This is a genomic window from Actinoplanes sp. NPDC049118, assembly GCF_040648555.1.
Lineage (GTDB): Bacteria > Actinomycetota > Actinomycetes > Mycobacteriales > Micromonosporaceae > Actinoplanes.
On the sequence record NZ_JBEZDY010000027.1, the window covers coordinates 103,703 to 126,218 of the forward strand.

Genomic DNA, 22,516 nt, shown 5'->3' on the forward strand with positions numbered 1-22,516 from the left:
GAGGGGAACTGGTTCACGGTGCGGAGCTGCCGTCCTTGACGGCTTTGTGGCCGTGTACGGCTTGGGCGGTGCGCTGGAATGCCGCGTGCGAACGTTCGTGGGTCCGCTGGGCGACGGCGACATAGAGCAGATCGAGGACGACCAGTTGAGGGTGGCGCGCGGAGAGCGCGTCCGGCCGGAAGGTCGTCGCCTGGGTGGCGGTGAGCAGCACGATGTCCGCGAGCTCGGCCAGCGGCGAGCGCGGGAAGCTGGTGAGTGCGATGGTGGTGGCGCCGCGGCTGCTGGCCTCGGCGAGCAGCTCGATCGTCTCGCCGGTCTCGCCGCTGTGCGAGATGCCGAGGGCGACATCGCCCGAGCGCGACAGCGCGGCGCTGGCCAGGCCGTTGTGCACGTCGGTCCAGGCCCAGGCGGCGACGCCGATGCGGTGCAGGCTGAACTGCATCTCCTCGCCGACCAGCGCGCTGCCGCTGGCGCCGAAGATGTTGACCCGCGGCGCGACGGCGATGGCAACGGCGGCACGCTCCACCTCGGCCAGGTCGAGCAGCGACGCCGTGTCGTGCATGGCCCGGGTGTCGGCGGCCATGATCTGGCCGAGCACGCGCTCGAGCGGGTCGCTCGGCTGGATCTCGCGGCCGATGTCCACGGTCCAGCCGGACGCGCGGGCCCGGCCGGTCTCCGCGGCGATGCCGAGGCGCAGATCCGCGTAGCCGTCGAAGCCGAGCGCCCGGCAGAACCGGGTCACGGTGGCCGGCGAGGTGCCGCTGCGCTCGGCGAGCTCGACGATGGTGGCCCGGGAGGCGGCGGCCGGGTCGGTGAGTACCTGCTCGGCTACGCGCTGCAGGGCACCGGTGAACTCCGGTAGCAGGGTGCGTACCCGTACCAGCACACCGTCGGAGTTGTTGCTCATCACGATGTGCGGGGCCTGGTCGCGCGCCAGCGAGTCGACGACCGCGGTCGATGCGGTGCCGTCTGCGTCTGGCTCGACCATGGGCCATCCCTTCATAAGGAGTGTTTACTGTCGCGGTAAAAGTTCTTACTTTCTGACCCCCCATGTCAAGACCGTGGGTGAAGTTTTCAAACCGTTACCAAGGGCACGTCGATGAATGCGTGCGACCCCACCGGCGGTTGACCCGCGTCGATCCCCATATGGTCGTTACGGCGTGACCGCCATCACATGCACGTGTTTAGACCGATTTATTCGTCGACCTTTCGGGTGAGTAGGCATGGCCAATCAGCGGATGCAGTACTCGCCTGTTCGTATGATGGGACCGTTAACACAAAACGCCCCCGCAGCAGCGGGGGCGTCTCGAAAAAACGGCGGGATCCGGCAAAAATTCTGCCCAGAACCGATCAGGCGCTGTCGCGAACCGCCTGGGCGAAGACCTCGGAGCGGTGCTCGAAGTTGCGGAACCGGCCGTAGCTGGGCGCCGCCGGGGACAGCAGCACCACCCCACCGGGCGGCGTGAGCTTGCGCGCCAGCCGCACCGCGGACGGCAGGTCCTCGGCCGCCTCGGTGCGCACGCCGGGCAGCCCGGCCAGCTCGTCCAGGATCCGCGGCCCGCTGTCCGGCAGGCCGATCACGGTGATCTCGAGACCCCGCAGGTGGTCCCGCAGCGGGGCATAGTCCAGGCCGCGGTCGGTCCCGCCGACGAGAACGGTCAACGGCCTTCCCTCGTACGCGTCGATGGCGTGCATCGCCGAGTACGGGCTCGTGGAGAGCGTGTCGTCAACGAACGTCAGCCCGGACGGGTCCTCGATCTCCGCGAGCCGGTGCGGCAGCCCCTCGAACGACTCCACGGCCCGGCGCAGGTCGTCCTTGCGGGCGACCACGTCGATGCCCATGCCGTCCAGCACGGCCAGCGCCACGCACAGGTTGCGCCCATTGTGCCGCCCGCGCAGCCGCAGCGCGGCACGCGGGAAGAGGGCGTCGTCGCTGCAGTACACGAGATCGTCGTCGTCGATCCGGAACCGGGAGTCGCCGCCGCCCGCCGGAACCGCCGCGAAGCCGTTGGCGTCCCGGGCCCGCAGGGTCTCGGTCACCAGCCGCTCGTCCGCGCCGTTGATCACGATCAGTTCGGGGCCGTGCGCGAGCAGGTTGAGCTTGTCGCGGTAGTACTCGCGCTCGCCGCCGTGCGCGTCCAGGTGCTCCGGGAACAGCGAGGTGACCACCGCGACCCGCGGCGAGTCGGTCAGGTCGCTGCACTGATAGCTGGACAGCTCGAGGACGTACTGCTGCGCCGGCGGCAGGTCGAGCAGCGGCACGCCGATGTTGCCGCCGAAGACGTTCGGGCGGTCGACGGCCGCCAGCAGGTGGCTGATCAGGGCCGCCGTGGTGCTCTTGCCCTTGCTGCCGGTGACACCGACCGTCCGGCCGGCGTGGTCGGCCATCCAGAGCGCACTGCCGCCGGTCACGGTGACGCCGCGGGAACGCAGCTCGGCCATCCACGGGTGGGTCTGCGGCACGCCCGGTGAACGCACCACCACGTCGGCCGCCACCAGCGCGGCGAACGCATGATCACCACCGGCCAGCGGCGCCAGCGCGGCCAGCTCGCCCTCCCAGGGCACGGAGAGGAAGTTGACGCTGTCGTCCACCGCGATCAGGCGCGCCGGACCGTGCGCGGCGACGGCCATGACCGCGGCGCGGCCCTCACGGCCGGTACCCCAGACAGCCACGGAACGTCCCCGCAGGTCGGTCAAGCGCACTTTCGTCTCCCTCGGTCGCGTGGCACTAGTGCCTGAGTCGGAGTGGGGGTCGAGGTGAGGCGAGGTCCAGGTGTCGCCTGGGTGTGCGCCGGGATTGTCCGCATACCGGTGTTGTATGTGGGCGATCCCGGCGTGCGGCCAGGCGACACCTGGACCCGCCGCAGCCCGGGCCCCACTCCGACTCAGGCACTAGTATGGCTCGCTGGTCCGACGACGGGAGCTTCCGGGTGCGCACGCAGTTCGAGGTCATGCGGTTCCCCGCATACAGGTTCGATCCGGCGACGGGAGTCGCGGAGTTCGACTACCTGCTCGACGGCCCGCAGCCGCTGGAGTTCACCGAGACGATCATCTTCCCCGTCGCGGCCGGCCCGGCACCCGAGCACTTCCTGCGGGTGCTCGACCTGCTCCACGTCGTCGCCGGAGTGAGCTACTACAAGGTCGGCGCCCCCGCACGCATCGAGGCGCCGTCCGTGGTGCCGGCCGAGGCCGCCGCGCTGTTCACGGCCGTCTACACCCACGGTCTCGGCGAGTACGCCTACGTCAACAGGCTGCCGCACGTTCTGGAGCTGTCGGTGCACGTCCCCGGCACCTCGGCCGCCGCACCGGCGGTCGACAACGCGGAGGGCCGCCCGCTCTCGGCCGTCGGCGGCGGCAAGGACTCGATCGTCACGCTCGAGATCCTGCGCGCCGCCGGGCTCGACCCGGTGCCCTTCTCGGTCAACCCCAACCCGGTGATCGTCAACGTCAACGCCGCCTCCGGCCTGCACGCGCTCGCCGCCCGCCGCCGGCTCGACCCCCGCCTCTTCGAGCTCAACGCCGCCGGCGCGCTGAACGGGCACATCCCGGTCACCGCCATCAACTCGCTGATCGCGATCGCCACGGCGGCGCTGCACGGGCTGGGCCCGGTGGTGATGTCGAACGAGCGTTCGGCGTCCGACCCGAACCTGATCTGGAACGGTCACGAGATCAACCACCAGTGGTCCAAGGGCCTCGCCGCCGAGGGGCTGCTGCGTGCCGCGGTCACGGCGCACACCGGCCTGACCGAGCCCTACTTCTCGCTGCTGCGTTCGCTGTCGGAGCTGCACATCGCCCAGCTCTTCGCCCGGCACACGACGTACGACGACGTGGTGACCAGCTGCAACAAGGCGTTCAAGCTGCACGACCCGACGGCACGCTGGTGCGGCGACTGCCCCAAGTGCCGCTTCGTCGCCCTGGCGATGGCGCCGTCGATGCCGCGCGAGCGGCTCACCCGCATCTTCGGCCGCGACCTGTTCGCGGACCCGGCGCAGGTGCCGGGCTACCTGGAACTGCTCGGCATCGACGCGCACAAGCCGTTCGAGTGCGTCGGCGAGGTCGAGGAGTCGCTGGTCGCCCTGACGATGCTCGGCGACGACCCGCAGTGGGGCGACTCCCCGGTGATCGCGACGCTGCGTGCGGCCGTGCCGGCCGGCGCGTGGGCCGCGGCCTCGCGCGACGAGGTGCTGACGCCGAGCGGGCAGACGTTCGTGCCCCCGTCGTACGCGAAGGTCCTGGCGACCGCGATCGGCTAGCCGCTATTCGGGCACGTCGTGGTGGATGCGTTCCGGCGCGACGCCGAGCCCGTGCAGCGCCTCGCTGGTCGCGGCCAGCATCGACGGCGGCCCGGCCAGGTAGACGTCGTGCGCCGACCACTCCCCGTACTCGGCGACCGCGTCGGTGACCAGGCCGGACGCGTACGGGCCGGCCGGGCCCTCGGAGATCACCGGGACGACGGTGGCCCGGCGGCAGGCGTTGGCGATCGCCGCGACGTCCTCGATGTCGTACAGCTCGGCCAGGTCGCGGATGCCCCAGAAGAGCACCGCCGAGCGCCGGTCGCCGGTCTCCGCGAGCTGGATGAGCAGCGCCTTCAGCGGCACGATCCCGGTGTCACCGGCGATCATCAGCAGGTCGCCGCCCCGCTCGGGCAGGACCATGCCGCCCTCGGCCGGGCCGATCCGGACGGTGTCACCGACCTGGGTGCCGTACACCAGCGCGCCGCTGACGCCGGCGTCGCCCTTCGCCCGCACGTGCAGCTCGACGATGTTGTCGCGGCGCGGATTCCCCGCCAGCGAGTAAGGCCGCCAGACCCCGGGCAGCCCGGGAACCTCGATCCGGGCGAACTGCCCCGGCCGGTACGGCATCGGAAGGTACGGCCGGAGCCACAGCACGGCGAGATCGTCGCGCCTGCGCTCGTGCCCGACGACCACGGCGGTCCACGCGGCGGGCCGGTACGGCGCCGTGGCCATCCCGTGCGCGATCCACTCGTACGCGTGCTGCCAGGTGGATCGCCAGGCCTGGTCGAAGTCCTGCCGCCAGCCGTTCGCGGCCATGCCGGCCCGCATCGCCTCGGCGAGCGCGGCACCGGCGAGCTGGAGTTGCTGCGGCAGCACCCCGCACTCGGCGAGCACCGCGCCGAGCCGGCCGCAGGCGGCGACCAGCTGCGGCGGCTGGTCGAGGTTGTGCACCAGCCAGGTCAGCGCCAGTGCGAGCTGCTCGGCCTGCCATCCGGGCCCGCCCGGCAGCTTGACGAACAGTGCGGGCTGGGCCTGCGCGAGCGCGGCCCGCAGCCGCACGGCGACGTCCTCGGGGCCGCCGGCGAGCGACAGGCTGTTGCCGAGCAGCCGCTGGACCTCGTGCAGCGCGACGTCGTCGGCGGGGTTCATGCCGTCGACGGGCGGCTCGGGGCGCACGCCGACGGGCGGCACGACGCGCGGCATCCGCACCTGGCCGAACGGGGGTATCAGGGGGTCGCCGGCCCAGTGCGGGCCGGCCGGGCGCGGGCCGCCGATCCCCGGGATCGGGGCGATCGGCTCGGTGCCGAACACGGGTGGCACCACGCCGGAGAGCCACGGCCCGGCGCCGGGCGGATACGCGGTGGTGGGGCCGCGGCGTGACCCGCCTGATGCGGGCGGTGCCGTGCCCGGGGCCGCGCCCGGGGCTCCGGTCATCCCCGACGCCGGCGGGACCGCGGGGAGGGCCGGGCCGCTGGGCGGGTTGGCGGTGCCCGGAACGGGCGGAAACGGCATCACCCGGCCCAGCCCGGTCACGGACATGCCCGGCCGGCCTGCCGCGCCTTGGCCGCCCGGCCCGCCGGGCGTGGAAGGAACGCCGGGCACAGAGGGAACACCAGGCACAGGGGGGACACCGGGCCCGGACGGAACACCAGGCCTCAGCGGAATGCCGGGAACAGACGGGCCTGGGCCGGGAATGACGACCGGCCCGCCGGGTACTCCGCCGCGCGGAGGCACCCATTCAAGATCTTCCCCGGGAACCTGCGCCCCGGGAACCGCCGCACCAGACCCCGGACCGCCGGGTGCGCCCGCACCACCGGAGCCCGCACCGGGTGCGCCCGCACCACCGGAGCCCGGGCCGCCCGCGCCGCCGGCCGCCGCGCCACCGGATGCGCCCGGACCGCCGGGCTCCGGACCGCTCGCCGCGCCGGCACCTCCCGAGCTCCCGCCCGGCACCGGCCCTGTCGGCCGGGTCGTCCGGGAACCGCCGGGAACCGGCCCGATCGCGGCGCGGAACTCCCCCACCCGATCGGCGGCGGCGCCCTGCTGCGCCTCGGCCTCCGCGGGCACGAGCTCGGCCCGCGGCGGCTCGCCGGCGGAGAGCTCGCGGAACGGATGCGCCGCCGGCAGCGGCGCGGCGGGGAGTTCGGGCGGCGAGGCGGCGGGCCAGTCCGGGTGCGTCAGCAGATCGGGATGCGCGGTCTCCGGAGCCTCGACGGCGGGCTGCGCGCCCAGGACGGCCGCCGCGTCCGCGGCGCCGGAAGCGGCCGCGTCCGGCGCGGCGAGCCGCAGCCGGATCGCCCGCAGCAGCGCCAGCATATGAGGGTCAGTACCGGATCCGGACGACACCTGCACCCCCCACCGCAGAACGACGCGAACAGTACAACCGTACTGCCGTGGCGTCCGGACGCCATCGACTACCCGGTGGTGCTGGCCATCCGCGCGGTCGCCTCGTCGAGGATCTCCGCGCTCGTGGCGAAGTTCAGCCGGACATGACCGGCGCCGGCCGCGCCGAAGCGGGTGCCTGGCTCCACCGCGACCCGGCCCTTCGCCAGGAACAACTCCTGCGGCTCGTCGTCGCGGCCCAGGGCCCGGCAGTCCAGCCAGGCCAGGTAGGTCGCCTCCGGCGCCCGCCAGCGGACCGCCGGCAGGCGGGTGCGCAGCAGGTGGCCCAGCTGCGCCCGGCGGGCGTCCAGCTCCGAGTGCAGCTCGGCCAGCCAGGCGTCGCCGTCGGTGAACGCCGCCACCGTCGCCAGGACGCCGAGGTGGCCGGTGCGCCAGCGGACGTCCGGCGGGAAGCGGCCCACGAGCGCGGCCGTCGCCGGTGCGCCCGTCACGATCGCCGCGCACTTGAGGCCCGCCAGGTTGAAGCCCTTGCTGGCCGACAGCACGCTCACCGCAACCTCACCCGCGCCGGGGATGCTCAGCAGCGGGGTGAACTCGGCGCCCGGCAGGACCAGCGGTGCGTGGATCTCGTCGCTGACGATCGTCACGGAGTACAGCCGGGCCAGCCGGACCAGGGCCGTGAGCTCCTCGCGGGTGTGCACGCGGCCGACCGGGTTGTGCGGGTTGCAGAGCACGTAGACCGCGGGGTGCGCGGCGAAGGCCGCCTCGAGCGCGGGCAGGTCGAGGCGGAACTCCTCGGTGAGCGGCACCTCGCGCAGCCGGGCACCCGCCTCGGGCGCCCAGTGGAAGAACGGCGGGTACACCGGCGGGCTGATCACCACGGTGTCGGCGGGGCGGGTGAGCACCCGCAGCAGCTCGACCACGCCGACGCCGACGTCGGCGACCGCGGTGACCGAGCCCGGATCCACCTCCCAGCCCCAGTGCCGGGCCGCGAAGCCCGACAGCGCCACGCCGAGATCCGGGTTCGCCAGCGAGTAGCCGGTGTCCGAGGCGTCCACCGCCGCATGAAGCGCGGCCGCGACCGGCGGGGCCAGCGGATAGTCCATCTCGGCCACGAAGAGCGGCAGCACGTCGTCGGGGTAGGTGCGCCACTTCGCGCTGCGGCGCCCGCGGAGGGTCGCGAGCGGGTCGACGAGCATCAGCCGAACCGCGGCGAGGCGATCCGGTAGACCACGCTGTGGCGCAGCGGGCCGTCGACGCTCGGATCCTCGAAGTCGCCGGCCGGGTCGTAGGTCATGCCGAGGCGGTGCATGACCGCGCGGGAGCGGTCGTTGCCGATCGCGGTGACGGCCAGGATCTCCGCGAGCCCCAGCACGTCGAAGCCGTAGTCGAGACAGGCGTGGCCGGCCTCGGTCGCGTAGCCGTGGTTCCAGGCCGAACGGGCCAGCCGCCAGCCGATCTCGACACCCCGGAACGGCATGCCCTCATCCACCGGGTCGAGCCCGGCGAAGCCGATGAACTCGCCGGTCGCGGAGACCTCGACGGCCCACCAGCCCCAGCCGCGCGCGGCGAGCTCGGCGCGGAAGTGCTCCACTGAGGCGGCGCTCTGCTCGTAGTTCATCACCTGGGGAAAGAACTCGCGTACCAGCGGATCGGCGTTCATCGCCGCCCAGGGCATCACGTCGGAGTCGCGCCACTGCCGCAGCAACAGGCGGTCGGTCTTCAACTCAGAGATCGTCATCGCGTCCCTTCTCGGCGACCAACCTGGCAACCCGATAAAAGGTACCGGCATCCGACCAGCCGCCGGCCAGTGGGCAGAATGCTCTTGTGCCAGCACTGAGCATCACCGACCCCGACGACCCGCGGATCGCCGACTACCGCGCGCTCACCGACCTGGAGCTGCGTACCCGGTGGGAGCCGCCCAACGGCCTGTTCATCGCCGAGGGCGAACTCGTCATCCAGCGCGCCCTGCGCGCCGGTTACCGGCTGCGCTCCGCGCTGGTCGACGAGAAACGCGTCGACCAGCTCAGCGGTCTACCGGCCGACGCGCCGCTCTACAGCGCGGCCCCCCGCGTCCTGGAGGCCGTCACCGGCTTCCACGTCCACCGCGGCATCCTCGCCTCGTTCCACCGGCGCGAACTCCCCACACTCGACCAGCTGCTCTCCGGCGCCCGGCGCCTGGCGGTCCTCGAGGGCCTCAACACCCACACGAACCTCGGCGCCCTGTTCCGGAGCGCGGCCGCCCTCGGCATCGACGCGATCGTGCTCTCCCCGACCTGCGCCGACCCGCTCTACCGCCGCGCGGTACGCGTCAGCATGGGCGAGGTCTTCGCCATCCCGTACGTGAAGACCGAGGACTGGCCGAAGTCGCTGGCCGCCGTCCGCGCCGCCGGCTTCACGCTGCTCGCGATGACGCCGGCACCGGACGCCGTCGCGCTGCAGGAGCTGACCGCGACCCAGCGCGAGCGGCCGGCGCTGCTGCTCGGCGCCGAAGGCCCGGGACTCACCCGCGAGGCCCTCGCGGCCAGCGACGTCCGCGTCGCCATCCCGATGCACAACAACGTCGACTCCCTCAACGTCGCCACCGCCGCCGCCATCGCCTTCTGGGAACTCACCCGCGCCGACACACCGTGACCCCACCTTCCGGTGTAATCAATCAGCAGGATCCCATCGAGCTGCCCAATTCTGTTCCGCGAGCAACCGGGGCGGTCGGAGCGCGGCCGTCGCACCGGCAACATCCGTCGACGCCGCCCAACACCACCCGGCACTCGGCCTCAGTCGACGCGGTAGGTCAGGTGGGTGGCGGTGCCGGATGCTCGCACGTGGATCTGGCGCAGCGTGCGCGGGGTGGTGCCGTCGGCGAACAGGGGCGTCCCGCCGCCGAGCAGCACCGGCGACAGGTGCAGCCGTAGCTCGTCGAGCACGCCGGCCTCGAGCGCGCCGCGGATGATCTCGGCGCCGCCCATCACCACCACGTCGCGGTCGCCGGCCATCACGGCGGCCGTCTCGACGGCGCTGCGCACGCCGTCGACGACGAATGTCACCCGATCGGCGAGGCGGACCGTGTGCGGCGGCCGGCGGGTCACCACCAGCACCGGCGGCCGCGCGGCCAGGCCGGCGCCGTAGCCGACTTCGTCGGTCCAGCCGTTCGGGCCGTCCACGACGTCGAAGAGCCGGCGGCCCATCACGACCGCGCCGGTCGCGTCCGTTGCCGCGACGAGCACTTCCCGGTCGATCGGATCGGGGCTGAAGGCCCAGGTGTGCAGCCCCTCGCCACCGCGGCCGAGCCCGTGCTCCAGGTCAGGATCCGGGCCCGTCACGAACCCGTCAATGGACACCGAGATGTCGGCGACCACCTTCGTCATCTGGACCTCCCGGATCGCGTGCCCGACCAAGCCGAGCATGCCATCCGGGTGCGACAGGCGCTCAGGCTGGGGGGATGAGCCGCGAGCCCGTCCAGGCCAGACCCATGCCGGCGGCGAGCAGGAGCAGGGCGCCGACGGTCGGCAGCGGGCGGACCGCGTACGAGCCGGCGCCGATCGAGACGGCCGCGAGCATCAGGAGCACGCCGTCGGCCGGATTGACCAGCTTGGAGCGGAACACCGCCCAGCCGAGCAGCAGCCAGCCGGCGCCCGCGACCGCCGCGGCGAACAGCGAGGCGGTGTGGACCCCGGCGGCGGTGAGCCCGGTGCCGGCCGGCCCGACGCCTTCGGGCAGGGCGGCCAGCGGGAGCATCATCATGAAGCCGGCCAACCCGACGAGCAGGCCGGCGAGCGCCGGGCGGCGGGCACGGGAGCCGGCCAGCAGCCCGGCCAGGCCGATCATCGCGACGGCGCAGAGCCAGCCGGCGGCGAGTTCGACGAGCAACGGGCCGGGCGGGCTCGCCACGCCGAGCGTGGTCCAGCCGTACAGGCCGGCGCCGACCGGCAGCGCCCAGAGGGAGATCCGGGCGTACCGGCGTACGGACCAGATCCAGACGGCCTCACGGACCGGCAGCAGGTGCTCGGCGGCGGCGGTGTTCCCGGCACCGCCCACCCAGGCCGGTGCCACGCGCAGCGGGCGTCCGCTGGCCGTCTGACGTTGACTGATGCTCATTCCATCGCCTCATGCCGAGCGGCCGTGGACACCGGTCGGAATCCTCGGTCAGCATGGCAAAACCCCGCGCGGTACGCGGGGTTTTGCGGCATTCGCAACGATCTTGCACCTCCCCGGGGGAGGTCAGGCGCGCTCGGGTTCCCCCGTCGTGTGGTACTCGGCGCCGCCGAGCGCCGCCGACGGCGGGACCGCCTCCGGTGCGGGCAGACCCCGGGCTCCCCTGTCGCCGCCGGTCACCTGCGCCTCGGCGGCACGCACCTGTGCGTCGACGGCGGCGGCCTCCTTAGCCGCGGCCTCGGCCGCCGCGGCGGCCTCACGCTCGACGGCACCGGCGTCGACAGTCGACGACGGCAGGTCGCCCACCATGTTGGCCAGTCCGCCCAGCGCGCCGCCGACGCCCTCGAGGGCCTTGGTGAGTTCGGTCGGCACGATCCAGACCTTGTTGGCCGATCCGTTGGCGATCTGCGGCAGGGCCTGCAGGTACTGGTAGGCCAGAACCTTCTGGCTCGGGTTGGCCTCGTGGATCGCGTTGAAGACGGTCCGGATGGCCTTGGCCTGGCCCTCGGCGGTGAGGATCCGGGCCTGCCGGTCACCGTCGGCGCGCAGCACCGCGGACTGCTTGTCGCCCTCGGCCGTGAGGATCTGGGACTGCTTAACACCCTCGGCGGTGAGGATCGCGGCGCGGCGGTCACGCTCGGCGCGCATCTGCTTCTCCATCGAGTCGCGGATGCTCGGCGGCGGCTCGATCGCCTTGATCTCGACGCGGGTGACCTTGACTCCCCATCGGCCGGTGGTCTCGTCGAGCACGCCGGACAGGTGACGGTTGATCTCCTCGCGGCTGGTCAGCGCGCGCTCCAGGTCCAGCGAGCCGATGACGTTACGCAGGGTGGTGACGGTCAGCTGCTCGATGGCCTGCAGGAAGTTCGCAATCTCGTACGTGGCGCGTACCGGGTCGACGACCTTGAAGTAGAGCACCGTGTCGATCGAGACCACGAGGTTGTCGGAGGTGATGACGGGCTGCGGCGGGAAACTGACGACGTTCTCGCGCATGTCCACCTTGGTGCGGACGGTGTCGATGAACGGCACCAGCAGGTTGAGCCCCGGCGACAACGTGCGCTTGTACTTGCCCAGGCGCTCCACGACGTCGTGCCGCTGCTGCGGGACGATCCGGACCGATCGGAGCAAGGTGATCACCGCGAAGAGCGCGATCACGAAGACGAGCACACCGATTGCTACTTCCATGGCGTCTCTTCTCTTTCTGTATGCGATTGATGAATCAGAGATTGGGAAGGTCGTCGCGCCACACGATCGCGGTGGCGCCCCTGACCTTGATGACCCGGACCCGGTCGCCCGGCGCATAGGTCTCCGCGCCGTCGAACGAGCGCGCGGTCCAGAGTTCACCGTCGATCTTCACCAGACCGTGGTCGGCGGTCACTTCCTCGAGCACGGTCGCCTGCGATCCCTCGATCGCCTCGATACCGAACGGCGTCTCGCCCGACTCGGCCGCGGACCGCTGGTGCCGCATGATGATCGGCCGGAGCGCGGCGACGGAGAGGCCGGACACGACGGCGAAGACGATGGTCTGCAGCAGCAGCGGGGCGCCGAGCGCCGCCGCGCCGGCCGCCGCGAGCGCACCGATGGCGAAGAAAATGATCAGAAAGGTCGCGGTGAAGGCCTCCGCGACCGCGAGGGCGACGGCGAGCACGATCCAGAGGACGCTTTCCACCCCCTGATCGTGACACGTCCGCGCTCGCGGGGCGACGTCGCGTCACGACGGGTTGCCGCGTAGCCAGATCGGTACCGTTCAGTTAGAAGTAGTACCCAGCACCCGAGAAAGGCTCACCCGTGTCCCTGCTGCCGGAGACCGGCCGACGCGTCACCGAGATCGCCGCCCGCGCGCAGTCCGCGGGTCGCGCGCCGTCCCTGGCGCTGGCGATCGTCCGAGACCGCTCGCTGCTGCATTTCACCGGCGCCGGGGAGACCCCGCCGCCGGACCCGAAGACCCAGTACCGGATCGGTTCGATCACCAAGACGCTGACCGCGACCATGATCATGCAGCTGCGAGACGAGGGCTTCCTTGCCCTCGACGACCAGCTCTGCCGGCACCTGCCGAGCACCCCGGTCGGCGGCCTCACGCTGCGGCAACTGCTCGGGCACGTCTCCGGGCTGCAGCGCGAGCCGGACGGGCCGTGGTGGGAGCGCAACACCGGCGGCGACGTCGACAAGCTCCTCGCCGAACTCACGTTCGACAAGATCGCCGCGCCGCCGTACCGGACCTACCACTACTCCAACCTGGCGTACGGGCTACTGGGGGCCGTGTTGCAGCGGCTGACAGGTGAGTCGTGGGCGAACCTGCTCGGCAAGCGGGTGCTGGATCCGCTGGGCATGAAGCGGACCACCTACGCCCCGCTCGAGCCGTTCGCCCGCGGGTATGTCGTGCATTCGCTCGACGGCAGCCTGCACGAGGAGCCGCGGCCCGACACGGGCGCGATGGCCCCCGCCGGGCAGCTCTGGTCGACGGTGACCGACATGGCGAAGTGGGCGGCGTTCCTGGCCGACCCGGCGCCGGCCATGCTCAGCCGCGCGACCGTCGACGAGATGTGCACGCCGGTGGCGATACAGGACGACGCCTGGACCGCCGGGCACGGCCTCGGCCCGGAGCTCATGCGCGTCGGCGAGCGGATCTACGTCGGGCACGGCGGATCGATGCCCGGGTACGTCGCACACATCGCGGTGCACCGGCCCAGCCGCACGGGCGTGATCGCCTTCGCCAACTCGTACGGGCTGCGCGGCACCAGCGTCCGGGCGGTCGGCCTGGAGGCGCTCACCGCGGTCCTGGACGCCGAGCCGCCCGCGCCGCAGCCGTGGCGCCCGGCGCCCGCACCGCAGGGCGAGGCCGCCGAGCTGTGCGGGCGCTGGTGGTGGATGGGCACCGAGTTCGAGGTACGCACCGAGGGCGCGGACCTCGTGATGGGTCCTGTCGGCCTCACGGGCCGGATGCTCTGGCGTTTCGTCCGGGAGTCGCGGGACCGGTGGCGCGGCGTGGCGGGCACCAACACCGGCGAGGTGCTGGCGGCTTCACGCGGCCCCGGCGGCGAGGTCGCCCAGCTCGACATCGCCACGTTCGTCTTCAGCCGCGACCCGATGCACCTCGCGTGAACAGGGCGTTCAGCACGCCGTAGTCCTCCGCGCCGGCGAGCTCGCCGTGCCCGCCGTCGCCCAGCGCGGTCTCGGCCGCGCGGCGGAGCAGCCCGTACGCGGCCTGCGCGACCGACGAGCCGAGGCTGATCCGGGCCACGCCGAGCTTGGCCAGCTCCGGAATCGCCGGCGCGCCGGGACCGGCCAGGACGTTCACCGGCGCGGCGATCCGCTCCACCAGCGCGGCGATCGTCCCCGGGTCGGTCACGCCCGGCACGAAGATGCCGTCGGCGCCGGCCGCGTCCCACACGTTGACGAGGAGCAGCGGGTTCCCAGGGACATGCAGATCACGGAATTCGGTCATGCCGTCCCCTCCGCTGGCGCTCCGGCGACGACATGAGTCAGACATTGAGTTGATGATTCGCTCGCAAGCTCGCTCATGCCGAAAGTCTCGGCGGCCGTGGAGCCCCGCGATAACGATTCAGCTCCAGCTAAAACGTCGGGAGGCGGCGGTGGTCAAGATCGGGCTGTCGGCCGGTGCCGTCGCGCGCATCCGGTTCGCCGTCTCCTGCCTGTGGGAGGTCGTCGCCGCCGTACGCGTGCTGCGTGACCCGGGCGGCCACGCCGTGCACCTGCCCTGGGTGCGCCGGGTGTCCGCGCCGCCCGACACCCTGCTCTGGACCTCGTGCCGCGCGAGCCCGGCTATCTGCCGGACTTTCTCACGCCACCGCCGCCGGGCCTCACCCCCGACCTCGACGGCGAGCTGGCCCGGCTCACCGCGACGCCGCCGGCGGTCGTCCGCCGGCAGCTCGACCTGTACGGCCATGACACGCCGCGGCTGGGCGAGCTGCGCGCCGACCCCGCCGCCGGGCTGATCCGCCTCGCCGCCGAGATCACCGGCTTCTGGGGCGCCGCGCTCGCGCCGCACCGGCCGCGGATCCAGCTCCTGCTCGACGCCGAGGTCTTCGCCCGGGCCCGCCGGCTCGCCGAGGACGGCGCCGCCGGGCTGCTCAACTACCTGCACGAGAAGGTCCGCTGGGAGGGCGACACGCTGCGGATCAGCAAGCGCTGGTGCACCGCCGCCGACGTGCCCGACGGCACCGGCCTGGTACTGGTCCCGTCGGTGTTCGTCTGGCCGTCGGTGCTCAGCATCAACGCCCGCGACGTGCCGCAGCTCGCCTATCCGGCGCGCGGCGTCGCCACGCTCTGGGAACAACGCCCCGAGAACCCGGCGGCGCTCGGCGCGGTGCTCGGCCGCGCGCGTACCCGGCTGCTCGTCGAGCTGAGCGCACCCGCGTCGACCACCGAGCTGGCCCGGCGTACCGCAATGACCGCCGGCGGCGTCTCCCAGCAGCTCACGGCCCTACGCGCGGCCGGCCTGGTGGCGGCGCAGCGGCAGGGGCGCCGGGTGCTCAACATGCGCACTGCGCTGGCGGAGGCGCTGCTCAGCTCGGCTCGGTGACGAAGTCGATGAGCCGCTCCATCGCGTTGATCAACGGCGTCTCGACGTCCTTGTAGCTGTGCACGCCACTCAGGACGCGCCGCCACATCTCGTACGGCTCCGCGACGCCGACCGCCCGGCAGACGCCCTCCTTCCACGGCTGACCGGGCGGGATCACCGGCCACGCCGCGAGGCCGACCCGCTCCGGCTTCACCGCCTGCCACACGTCGATGTACGGGTGCCCGGTCACCAGCACGTTCGGGTCCCTGACCGCGGCGACGATCCGGCTCTCCTTGGAGCCCGCGACCAGGTGGTCGACCAGCACGCCGACCCGGCGCCCGCGGGCCGGCTGGAACTCGCGGAGGGCACCGGCGAGGTCGTCGATGCCGTCCAGCGGCTCCACCACCACGCCCTCGATGCGCAGGTCGTCGCCCCAGATCCGCTCGACCAGGGCGGCGTCGTGCACGCCCTCGACCCAGATCCGGCTGGCCTTGGCAACCTGTGCGCGTACGCCCGCGACCGCGACCGACCCGGAAGCGGTCCGCTGCCGTACCGGTGCCTGCTGCCGGGCGGCCGGCCGGCGCAGGGTCACGACCTTGCCGTCGAGCAGGAACGCGGCCGGCTCGAGCGGGAAGTTGCGGCGCCGGCCGTGCCGGTCCTCCAGCACGACCGCGCCCAGCTCGAAGCCGACGACCGCGCCGCAGAAGCCCGAATCGACGTCCTCCACCACCAGGTCACGTTCGGCGTCCACCTCGGGCACCACCTTGCGGCGCCGCCAGTCCCCCGCCATCACGTCCTCGCCATACATGACCGGCACGTTAACTCCTCCGCACGGACACGCCGGTTCCGACGCTCCGGCCGAGACAAGCTCGGCAGACGGCACGTACCCTTGCTCGCATGTCCCCCGCAGCAGATGCGGCGACACTCACGACGCGCCGGTCGACCCGGTTCGTGACGTGGGTACGCGCCTGGCGGGCCGGCCTCGTCCCGTTCGACGAGCTGGCCGACGAGATCGCCGGCGACGAGGAGCACCTCGTCGCCGATGCCCCCGGCACGTGGACCGACGTGCCGCTGGGGCAGGCGCTGCCCGCCTTCGCCAAGCTGCACCCCGACGACATCCGGCTGGTCCTGCCCGCGCCCGGCGACCCGCGCGGCCTGCCCGGCCCGGGCGAGCTGACCGGCGCGGCGATGCTGGCCGGGGAGGCGATGGTCACCCCGTCCTTCGGGATCGTGCCCGAGCTGCGCCGGCACACGTCCGGGTCGGGCGTGGAGTTCGAGACGGTGTTGTGGCGCTTCTACCCGGTGCCGGAATTCCGGCCCGGCTTCCAGCTGGGCTCCGCCGAGGCGGAGGCCGAGCTGACCGCGGCGCTGGCGGAGGCGACCAACCGGCTGACCCGCCTGGACGTCGCGCACTGGCGTCCCGAGCTGGCCGGCGCGCTGCAGGCGCTGCGCCGCCCGGAGAGCACGGCGACGCTGCCGCCGGGCTTCGACCCGCGCTCGCGGCGGCTCTTCGCCCGCGCCAGCATCCTCGACCAGGTCCTGGTGCTCGCCGAGCACAGCGCGCCCGGCGGCGCCGTCAACGGCTACGAGGCGCAGCAGCGCGATGCGGCGCTGCGCCCGCTGACCACGGCCTGCCGGCAGGCCCTTGTCGCCGCCTGCAACGCTCCGCTGCATGCCTGACAGATATCTGCACTGCACCTTCTGCGGTGCGCGCTTCGTGCCGGGCCAGCCGTGGCCGCGGCGCTGCGGCGCCTGCGGCGAGGCGAGCTATCTGAACCCCAAGCCGGTCGCCGTCGCGGTGCAGCCGGTCGGCGGCGGCCTGCTTGTCGTGCGCCGGGGCATACCGCCGGCCGAGAAGACGCTGGCCCTGCCGGGCGGCTACATCGACGTGGGCGAGACCTGGGAACAGGCGGCGGCCCGCGAGCTGAGCGAGGAGACCGGCCTCGCCGCGGATCCCGGCGCGGCGCGGCTGTACGACACGATCAGCGCCCCCGACGGGACGCTGCTCGTCTTCGGGCTGTTCCCGGCGCTGTCCTCAGCGGACGAGCTGCCACCGGTGGAGGCGAACACGGAGGTCCTCGACCGGCTGGTACTGCACGGGCCCGAGCCGCTGGGCTTCGAGCTGCACACCCGGGTCGCGAACCGCTACTTCGCCCAGGTGGCCGCCGGCATGTAGGCGAGTCCCGCCTACCTGCCGGGCGGCCGTTCAGGACCGGAAGACCGCCGCGAGGCCGTGCAGCCGGGCCGCCGTACCGGTGAGGTCGTCGACCGCCCGGTGTGTCTCCTCCGCCGCGCCGCGCACCTCGTCCGCGGCCGAGCTGACGGCCCCGATCGCGTGGCTGATCTGCTCGGCGCCGGCGCTGACCGTGCCTGCGCCGTCGACCATCGTGCCGGTGGTCGCGGTCTGCTCCTCGACCGCCGCGGCGATGGTCACCTGGTGCGCGGCGATCTGGCCGATGATGGCGGAGAAGCCGCTGACCGCGTCGACGGTCTCGCTGGTGTCGTGCTGGATGCCCTCGATCCGGCGGGCGATCTCCTCGGTGGCCGTGGCGGTCGCCTGCGCCAGCTCCTTCACCTCGCCGGCCACGATGGCGAAGCCGCGGCCGGCATCGCCGGCCCGGGCCGCCTCGATGGTCGCGTTGAGCGCCAGCAGGTTGGTCTGCGCGGCGATCGCGTTGATGGTGCGCAGCACCTCGTTGATCTCCTGGCTGGAGTCCTGCAGCCGGGTCACGTTGCCGGTCGCCCGGGAGACGCCGGTGACCGCGTCGTCGGTCATCCGGGAGACGTCCGAGGTGTTCGTGCTGATCTCGGAGATCGCGTGACGCATCTGCTGGGTGCCCTCCGCGATCGCGCTGACCTCGTCGCTGGTGCGGGCCGCCGAACGTGCGACGGTCTCCAGCTCGGCGGCGGTGGCGTCCGCGGCGGCGGTCATCGTGCCGCTGGCCCGCTGCAGGCTGCCGGCCGAGGTGGTGACCTCGTCGACGGCGCGGCGGATGCCGGTCACGGTCTCCTGGAAGCGGCCCATCATCGTGTTGAAGGCCTGTGCCATCTGCCCGAGCTCGTCCTTGCCGAAGACCAGCATGCGCGGGCTCAGGTCGCCGGCGGCCGCCGACTTGATCACGGCGACGTTCAGGCGGAGCACCTTGACGATGCTGAACCAGACCGACAGCTGCAGGATCACCCCGATCGGCGCCACGATCAGCGGCGCCCAGAGCGCCATCGTGGCCAGCCGTTCGAGTTCGGCACGGCCCTCGGTACCGGCGGGCAGCCCTTCGGCGACCGAACCGGCCACCGACGAGGTGAAGAGGCCCATGCCGATGCTGAAGCCGACGAAGCAAAGCAGGGCAAGGCTGGTCCGGGCCTTCAGCGGTAACCGGTCGAGCAGCGCGAACATGGGTCCTCCTGAGGGATTCACCAGAGGAGATCGGCCCACACCACCCCGAGTTGAGAGACTCAGTCCAGGGCGAATGTGCCATTAGTCTCGAATTCGGCCAGGTCCGCCAGCCCCCGGATCACCAGGCGGCCCGTACCCTCGGGCAGTTCGTCCGGGGCGAACCAGCCGGCATCGACGCTCTCGTCGGTCACCCGCAGCAGCTCACCGGAGTACGAGTCGACCCGGCACAGCAGGGCGATGTACTGGTACCGGTGCCCGTAGGTGTTCGGGAACCAGTCCTTGGCCCGGGTGTACAGCCCGAACGGTGTGACCGCGTGCGCGATCAGGCCACACTCCTCCTGGACCTCCCGGGCGGCGCAGTCGCGCAGGGTCTCGCCCAGCTCCATCGTGCCGCCGGGCAGCGCCCAGGTGCGGTCGTCGGACCGCTGGATCAGCAGGATCCGGCCGTCCCCGTCGCGCACCAGGCTGTGCGCGCCCACCGAGATCAGGACCCGGTCGTCGCCCGCGAGCTTGCGCAGCCCGCCGATGTAAGACTCTTCCCAGCTCAGTCCCACGGTCGTCACTCCCGGATCAAGGTGCCAGGCGGCTCAAACGCCGCGAGAGGTCGGGTGCGAGTCTCGCACCCGGCCCGGCGGCCGTGCGGGCGGACGCCCGGTCTCCGCTAAGGTCCCTGCCTGCCGCCCCGATATGAGCCGCATGTCGGAGATGACCCCGGACCAGTTCAGACGGCTGAGCCGGCTCGCCCTGCTGGGACTCCCGCTGGTCGTGTTCGCCTTCGACTTCGTCCTACTCCTCGTCACCTATCAGGCGCTGGCGTCGATAGTTCCGAGCCTGCTGGGCGAGGTGGCCGCACACCCCGCGAGGTTCGCCGCGTGGGTCACACTGGCGCAGGCGCCGATATCGATCGCCGCCATGCTGATCTCCTCGCCCCGCGTCAGGACGGCCCTGCGGGGCAAGGGCGAGACTTCCGACCCTCCGGCCCCTCCGGCGCCGGTCGGTCGCCGTCGCATCCTCGTCAGCGCTCGCGACCGGGCAGCGAACGTCGCCGGTTGGGCGATCGCCGCGCTGATCGTCTTCGGGTGGTTGACCGATCCGGGCGTCGCGCCGGTGTGGCCGCTCGTCGCCCTGACCGCTGCCGGACCGCTCCTGCTGACGACTTCGGTGACGACGATGCTCTGGCCGCTGCGCCGGTGGCGGCGAAACAGGCTCCGCAACCGGCCGCCGCACGCGGAGCCCTCACCGGACCAGGTCGGCGAGACCCCGAACCCGGCGCTCCCGGACGGAGGTTCCACGCCAGGTCGGTGACGCCGGCTCACACTCAGCCGCCCCCGGCGACCGGTTCCCTGTGTCCGATCGCCCGTCTGTGCCGCACCGGGATCCGCGGCCGTTTCGCGAGCACGGTTCAGTGCACGCCAGGCATGTCCGGACCCCACTGGGACCAGATCATCGGAACCACGGCCCAATACGGCACGGCGATCACCGGGATGACCAGTTCCTCGGGCAGGCCCCACCTGCCGGCCGCCCACATCGCGGCCATCTCCAACCCGAGAAAGACGCCGATCGTGGCCACGCGCCAGCGGATCCGCCGACCCCGCTCCTCGGGCGGATAGACGAGAGCGTGCTTGGGACCCATCAGCTCCGGCCCGCCGGGCGAGCGCGGCGCCTGTCGGCCACGACGTCGGCCACGGTCACCGGCACCATCACCACGGCGGCCGCCAGTCGACTTCGGGTGGGACGAAGAGACCGGCCACGGCCAACACCAGGAAGCAGGGCCACGCGAACGGCAGGAATCACGCGGCAAGGCTACGAGGGGCACCGGCGACCAAGGTCAACCGCCCATCCGGACTCGTCGGCCCGAATGAACGATGACAACCCCACCAGCCACATCAGCACCAGCGATTCGGTCCGGCCCGCGCCGCTCCCACCGCACTCCTAATGAGCCAACCCGGTGGAGAACCTGAGGCACGAGTTGCTGGCGCACTGGAGGCACCCCGTCCGCAGGCCTGCCAGCCGATGGAGGGGGTCCCGCCCGACGATCGCTGCGAGGCCAGCACCGCCAGCTGCCCATAGCGGGCCAGGACCGCGCGCTCCTGCTGAATCTCGCCCTTGGCAGGACCTCGTCGTCAGTGGCGACCGTCACAGAAAGGCGGTGAATTGGCATGATCGATAGCCGATCCTGAGCCGATAATTGTCGGCCGGGCTCGAGACAATAGACCCATGCGACAGCTTCAGCTATTCACCACGGCGGAACTGGCCGCAATGCGTGATCGGACCTTATCTCGTCGATACTCGCCCGGTAATGACGCGTTTCACCGCGCTCATCAGCGCCACCGAGCCTGGGGCCTTGTCCGGCGCCACGCCGAACGCCTATGTCGTTCACGGGACAGAGCACTTGCATCCGGGCAGCCACGCCAATCACCCCCGGCCCAGGCATGCGCATCCCTCTCAGCCGAGCCGGACAAGACACATACCCCAGAGTCACCGCACCAGCCACCCTCGCCCCCGGCATGCGCATCCCCCTCAACCGAACCGGCAAGCGCCCAGCGCCAAGCAAAGCGCCTGCCTGACTCACGGGACAGAACACGCGGATCCGGGCCGCTGCACCAACCCTCGGCCCAGGCATGCACATCCCCCTCAGCCGGCCGGGCACCGCGGCGAACGTCATGCCGAGCACCCGTGCCCGGCAGGGAACCGTCCCGGTCTCGCAGCCGACGGCCCGGGCGCACGGAATCCACGACGTGCCTGCGCCGGCCCGCACCCGTCGCGCGACTGACCGCCGGTGGTCATCGCAAACCGTCGGCGCCGCCGACCCCGATGCCGGGAAGGTCGAAGACAGCGCCGATCCGGGCCGGCCCGCCCTCCGCGCCGAACCACCTCGACGGCATCGCCACTCCCGCGGAGAAGGCGATGTGATAGCAACAAGCGGACTCCTTTCCGACCGCGGCGGAGCTTCGCGTCTGAGCGTCTGCGCGGCGGGGCCGGCGCGGAGCCGAGGCGGCAGCGCCGTGCCGGGTGCCGGCGGAGTCGGTCACTTTGTGTCAGCGGTACGGGAGAATTGCACCGGTCCGCCGTGAATTGCAAGAACGGCTCGCTTACCCAGGGGCGTCGCCAGGTTCAGCGTTGCTGTGCGGGTCATGCCCATCATGGGGCATATTCCGCTGTAGCCGTTCGGCTGCTCCAGCACGATGACCACCACCGCCCTGTCCGACTCGACAGGCTCGGCGGCATAGTCGGTGCCGCACCCATTGCCCGCCGCCGGCCATGGTGATCCGGTGAACGTGACCGTCATGCGGGTGCCCTGAGCATTCACGGCGGCGGAGTCGATGGACATGCCGTACTCCGTGGCGGTGGGATCCCCGTCGGACGGGCTGATGGTAGGTGCTCGCGCCGGGGATCTGGCCTTCGCCTGGTCGTAGCGAGCCAACGACGCTATCGCCTGCTGGCGCAGCTCCTCCCAGCTTTCACCCTTGGCCAGGCTAGAGGTACCGCCGGCTTCGTCGTATACGTCCCCGGAGTCACAGCCGGTGAGCAGCAATACGGCCGCCAACACGGCTGACCATGATCGTGCATCCCTCACGGCCACCTCCTCGGCGCGTTCGACGTCCCAGCTCGCACCAGCAGCGGCGTGCCCTTGAGGCGAGCGCGTGCGCGGCGACCCTGGCCTAGCGATCACAGACGGTAGCGCACCTGATCAACTGACCGAGGCTGATCGACAAGCATCACCCGGGACGGATACGTCAAGCATCAGCTGGGACTAGACAGTGAGCTATCGAAGTCTAAAACTGACGGTCATCGTTGACACCTGGGTCTCCGAACACTACGGAGACCATCTATGTCCGAGCCCACCCCACCACTCGACCGGGACGCACG

The 22,516-nt window shown here is 72.2% G+C and carries 22 protein-coding genes; 7 read left to right on the forward strand and 15 right to left on the reverse strand.

Annotation, left to right across the window (positions count from 1 at the left end):
• Positions 1–13 precede the first annotated feature (13 nt).
• Both AB0B58_RS33510 and murD read right to left on the reverse strand, forming a co-directional pair.
• On the reverse strand, positions 14–988 hold the full coding sequence (locus tag AB0B58_RS33510) for a MurR/RpiR family transcriptional regulator (protein WP_360232060.1): 975 nt from the start codon (positions 986–988) through the stop codon (positions 14–16).
• A 362-nt stretch (positions 989–1,350) separates the two neighbouring features.
• The gene (murD, locus tag AB0B58_RS33515; RefSeq protein ID WP_360232063.1) at positions 1,351–2,703 is read right to left on the reverse strand and encodes a UDP-N-acetylmuramoyl-L-alanine--D-glutamate ligase; all 1,353 of its coding nucleotides are present in this window, start codon (positions 2,701–2,703) and stop codon (positions 1,351–1,353) included.
• Between the two features lie 194 nt (positions 2,704–2,897).
• Between murD and AB0B58_RS33520 the strand changes: the two genes are divergently transcribed.
• Positions 2,898–4,253, forward strand: coding sequence for a hypothetical protein (locus AB0B58_RS33520; RefSeq protein WP_360232066.1), 1,356 nt, complete (start codon positions 2,898–2,900; stop codon positions 4,251–4,253).
• Positions 4,254–4,256: 3 nt separating this feature from the next.
• Here AB0B58_RS33520 and AB0B58_RS33525 read toward each other — a convergent pair whose 3' ends face one another.
• From AB0B58_RS33525 to AB0B58_RS33535, 3 genes are all read right to left on the reverse strand, one after another.
• Positions 4,257–6,551, reverse strand: coding sequence for a hypothetical protein (locus AB0B58_RS33525; protein WP_360232068.1), 2,295 nt, complete (start codon positions 6,549–6,551; stop codon positions 4,257–4,259).
• Between the two features lie 98 nt (positions 6,552–6,649).
• Positions 6,650–7,777, reverse strand: a complete 1,128-nt coding sequence (locus AB0B58_RS33530; protein ID WP_360232070.1) for an aminotransferase class I/II-fold pyridoxal phosphate-dependent enzyme — start codon at positions 7,775–7,777, stop codon at positions 6,650–6,652.
• Entirely contained in the window at positions 7,777–8,319 is a 543-nt protein-coding gene (locus AB0B58_RS33535; protein ID WP_360232073.1) for a GNAT family N-acetyltransferase, read from the reverse strand. The genes AB0B58_RS33530 and AB0B58_RS33535 overlap by 1 nt, the downstream gene beginning before the upstream one ends.
• Before the next feature lie 86 nt (positions 8,320–8,405).
• Between AB0B58_RS33535 and AB0B58_RS33540 the strand changes: the two genes are divergently transcribed.
• Positions 8,406–9,212 carry an RNA methyltransferase gene (locus AB0B58_RS33540; RefSeq protein WP_360232076.1) on the forward strand — a complete coding sequence of 269 codons (807 nt, stop codon included), beginning with the start codon at positions 8,406–8,408 and terminating at the stop codon, positions 9,210–9,212.
• A 140-nt stretch (positions 9,213–9,352) separates the two neighbouring features.
• Here AB0B58_RS33540 and AB0B58_RS33545 read toward each other — a convergent pair whose 3' ends face one another.
• From AB0B58_RS33545 to AB0B58_RS33560, 4 genes are all read right to left on the reverse strand, one after another.
• Complete coding sequence (locus AB0B58_RS33545; protein ID WP_360232079.1) at positions 9,353–9,943, reverse strand: dihydrofolate reductase family protein; 591 nt, start codon at positions 9,941–9,943, stop codon at positions 9,353–9,355.
• Between the two features lie 61 nt (positions 9,944–10,004).
• Positions 10,005–10,673 (reverse strand): hypothetical protein, encoded by a 669-nt coding sequence (locus tag AB0B58_RS33550; protein WP_360232082.1) that lies wholly within the window; start codon positions 10,671–10,673, stop codon positions 10,005–10,007.
• A gap of 123 nt (positions 10,674–10,796) precedes the next feature.
• The gene (locus AB0B58_RS33555) at positions 10,797–11,915 is read right to left on the reverse strand and encodes an SPFH domain-containing protein (protein WP_360232085.1); all 1,119 of its coding nucleotides are present in this window, start codon (positions 11,913–11,915) and stop codon (positions 10,797–10,799) included.
• A 34-nt stretch (positions 11,916–11,949) separates the two neighbouring features.
• Positions 11,950–12,399 (reverse strand): NfeD family protein, encoded by a 450-nt coding sequence (locus AB0B58_RS33560; RefSeq protein ID WP_360232088.1) that lies wholly within the window; start codon positions 12,397–12,399, stop codon positions 11,950–11,952.
• A 119-nt stretch (positions 12,400–12,518) separates the two neighbouring features.
• Here AB0B58_RS33560 and AB0B58_RS33565 point away from each other — a divergent pair, with 119 nt between their 5' ends.
• Positions 12,519–13,832 (forward strand): serine hydrolase domain-containing protein, encoded by a 1,314-nt coding sequence (locus AB0B58_RS33565; RefSeq protein ID WP_360232091.1) that lies wholly within the window; start codon positions 12,519–12,521, stop codon positions 13,830–13,832.
• On the opposite strand, the gene AB0B58_RS33570 is transcribed toward AB0B58_RS33565, so the two are convergent.
• Positions 13,804–14,175 carry an isocitrate lyase/phosphoenolpyruvate mutase family protein gene (locus tag AB0B58_RS33570; protein ID WP_360232094.1) on the reverse strand — a complete coding sequence of 124 codons (372 nt, stop codon included), beginning with the start codon at positions 14,173–14,175 and terminating at the stop codon, positions 13,804–13,806. The genes AB0B58_RS33565 and AB0B58_RS33570 overlap by 29 nt on opposite strands.
• Before the next feature lie 321 nt (positions 14,176–14,496).
• Here AB0B58_RS33570 and AB0B58_RS33575 point away from each other — a divergent pair, with 321 nt between their 5' ends.
• The gene (locus AB0B58_RS33575; protein WP_360232097.1) at positions 14,497–15,273 is read left to right on the forward strand and encodes an ArsR family transcriptional regulator; all 777 of its coding nucleotides are present in this window, start codon (positions 14,497–14,499) and stop codon (positions 15,271–15,273) included.
• On the opposite strand, the gene AB0B58_RS33580 is transcribed toward AB0B58_RS33575, so the two are convergent.
• On the reverse strand, positions 15,257–16,060 hold the full coding sequence (locus AB0B58_RS33580) for a DUF3097 domain-containing protein (RefSeq protein WP_360232131.1): 804 nt from the start codon (positions 16,058–16,060) through the stop codon (positions 15,257–15,259). The genes AB0B58_RS33575 and AB0B58_RS33580 overlap by 17 nt on opposite strands.
• Positions 16,061–16,149: 89 nt before the next feature.
• On the opposite strand from AB0B58_RS33580, the gene AB0B58_RS33585 reads away from it, so the two are divergent.
• Together AB0B58_RS33585 and AB0B58_RS33590 are read left to right on the forward strand one after the other, a co-directional pair.
• Entirely contained in the window at positions 16,150–16,932 is a 783-nt protein-coding gene (locus AB0B58_RS33585) for a hypothetical protein (protein ID WP_360232100.1), read from the forward strand.
• Entirely contained in the window at positions 16,925–17,428 is a 504-nt protein-coding gene (locus tag AB0B58_RS33590) for an NUDIX domain-containing protein (protein WP_360232104.1), read from the forward strand. Before AB0B58_RS33585 ends, AB0B58_RS33590 begins: the two co-directional genes overlap by 8 nt.
• 30 nt (positions 17,429–17,458) lie before the next feature.
• Here the strand turns inward: AB0B58_RS33590 and AB0B58_RS33595 are convergent, their stop codons facing one another.
• Together AB0B58_RS33595 and AB0B58_RS33600 are read right to left on the reverse strand one after the other, a co-directional pair.
• The gene (locus AB0B58_RS33595; RefSeq protein ID WP_360232107.1) at positions 17,459–18,646 is read right to left on the reverse strand and encodes a methyl-accepting chemotaxis protein; all 1,188 of its coding nucleotides are present in this window, start codon (positions 18,644–18,646) and stop codon (positions 17,459–17,461) included.
• A 59-nt stretch (positions 18,647–18,705) separates the two neighbouring features.
• Positions 18,706–19,209: an NUDIX domain-containing protein gene (locus AB0B58_RS33600; protein WP_360232110.1), complete on the reverse strand. Its 504-nt coding sequence runs from the start codon at positions 19,207–19,209 to the stop codon at positions 18,706–18,708.
• A 133-nt stretch (positions 19,210–19,342) separates the two neighbouring features.
• Here AB0B58_RS33600 and AB0B58_RS33605 point away from each other — a divergent pair, with 133 nt between their 5' ends.
• Positions 19,343–19,951 carry a hypothetical protein gene (locus tag AB0B58_RS33605; protein WP_360232113.1) on the forward strand — a complete coding sequence of 203 codons (609 nt, stop codon included), beginning with the start codon at positions 19,343–19,345 and terminating at the stop codon, positions 19,949–19,951.
• A 97-nt stretch (positions 19,952–20,048) separates the two neighbouring features.
• On the opposite strand, the gene AB0B58_RS33610 is transcribed toward AB0B58_RS33605, so the two are convergent.
• Together AB0B58_RS33610 and AB0B58_RS33615 are read right to left on the reverse strand one after the other, a co-directional pair.
• Positions 20,049–20,279 carry a hypothetical protein gene (locus AB0B58_RS33610; protein ID WP_360232116.1) on the reverse strand — a complete coding sequence of 77 codons (231 nt, stop codon included), beginning with the start codon at positions 20,277–20,279 and terminating at the stop codon, positions 20,049–20,051.
• A 1,395-nt stretch (positions 20,280–21,674) separates the two neighbouring features.
• The gene (locus AB0B58_RS33615; protein ID WP_360232119.1) at positions 21,675–22,196 is read right to left on the reverse strand and encodes a hypothetical protein; all 522 of its coding nucleotides are present in this window, start codon (positions 22,194–22,196) and stop codon (positions 21,675–21,677) included.
• Positions 22,197–22,516: the final 320 nt, after the last annotated feature.

What these genes read in the sequence shown, in the direction of transcription:
- AB0B58_RS33510 (WP_360232060.1), bottom strand. Translation starts at nt 988, where the DNA reads ATGGTCGAGCCAGACGCAGACGGCACCGCATCGACCGCGGTCGTCGAC.
- AB0B58_RS33520 (WP_360232066.1), top strand. Translation starts at nt 2,898, where the DNA reads ATGGCTCGCTGGTCCGACGACGGGAGCTTCCGGGTGCGCACGCAGTTC.
- AB0B58_RS33525 (WP_360232068.1), bottom strand. Translation starts at nt 6,551, where the DNA reads ATGCTGGCGCTGCTGCGGGCGATCCGGCTGCGGCTCGCCGCGCCGGAC.
- AB0B58_RS33530 (WP_360232070.1), bottom strand. Translation starts at nt 7,777, where the DNA reads ATGCTCGTCGACCCGCTCGCGACCCTCCGCGGGCGCCGCAGCGCGAAG.
- AB0B58_RS33535 (WP_360232073.1), bottom strand. Translation starts at nt 8,319, where the DNA reads ATGACGATCTCTGAGTTGAAGACCGACCGCCTGTTGCTGCGGCAGTGG.
- AB0B58_RS33545 (WP_360232079.1), bottom strand. Translation starts at nt 9,943, where the DNA reads ATGACGAAGGTGGTCGCCGACATCTCGGTGTCCATTGACGGGTTCGTG.
- AB0B58_RS33550 (WP_360232082.1), bottom strand. Translation starts at nt 10,673, where the DNA reads ATGAGCATCAGTCAACGTCAGACGGCCAGCGGACGCCCGCTGCGCGTG.
- AB0B58_RS33555 (WP_360232085.1), bottom strand. Translation starts at nt 11,915, where the DNA reads ATGGAAGTAGCAATCGGTGTGCTCGTCTTCGTGATCGCGCTCTTCGCG.
- AB0B58_RS33570 (WP_360232094.1), bottom strand. Translation starts at nt 14,175, where the DNA reads ATGACCGAATTCCGTGATCTGCATGTCCCTGGGAACCCGCTGCTCCTC.
- AB0B58_RS33580 (WP_360232131.1), bottom strand. Translation starts at nt 16,060, where the DNA reads ATGTATGGCGAGGACGTGATGGCGGGGGACTGGCGGCGCCGCAAGGTG.
- AB0B58_RS33585 (WP_360232100.1), top strand. Translation starts at nt 16,150, where the DNA reads ATGTCCCCCGCAGCAGATGCGGCGACACTCACGACGCGCCGGTCGACC.
- AB0B58_RS33590 (WP_360232104.1), top strand. Translation starts at nt 16,925, where the DNA reads ATGCCTGACAGATATCTGCACTGCACCTTCTGCGGTGCGCGCTTCGTG.
- AB0B58_RS33595 (WP_360232107.1), bottom strand. Translation starts at nt 18,646, where the DNA reads ATGTTCGCGCTGCTCGACCGGTTACCGCTGAAGGCCCGGACCAGCCTT.
- AB0B58_RS33605 (WP_360232113.1), top strand. Translation starts at nt 19,343, where the DNA reads ATGTCGGAGATGACCCCGGACCAGTTCAGACGGCTGAGCCGGCTCGCC.
- AB0B58_RS33610 (WP_360232116.1), bottom strand. Translation starts at nt 20,279, where the DNA reads ATGGGTCCCAAGCACGCTCTCGTCTATCCGCCCGAGGAGCGGGGTCGG.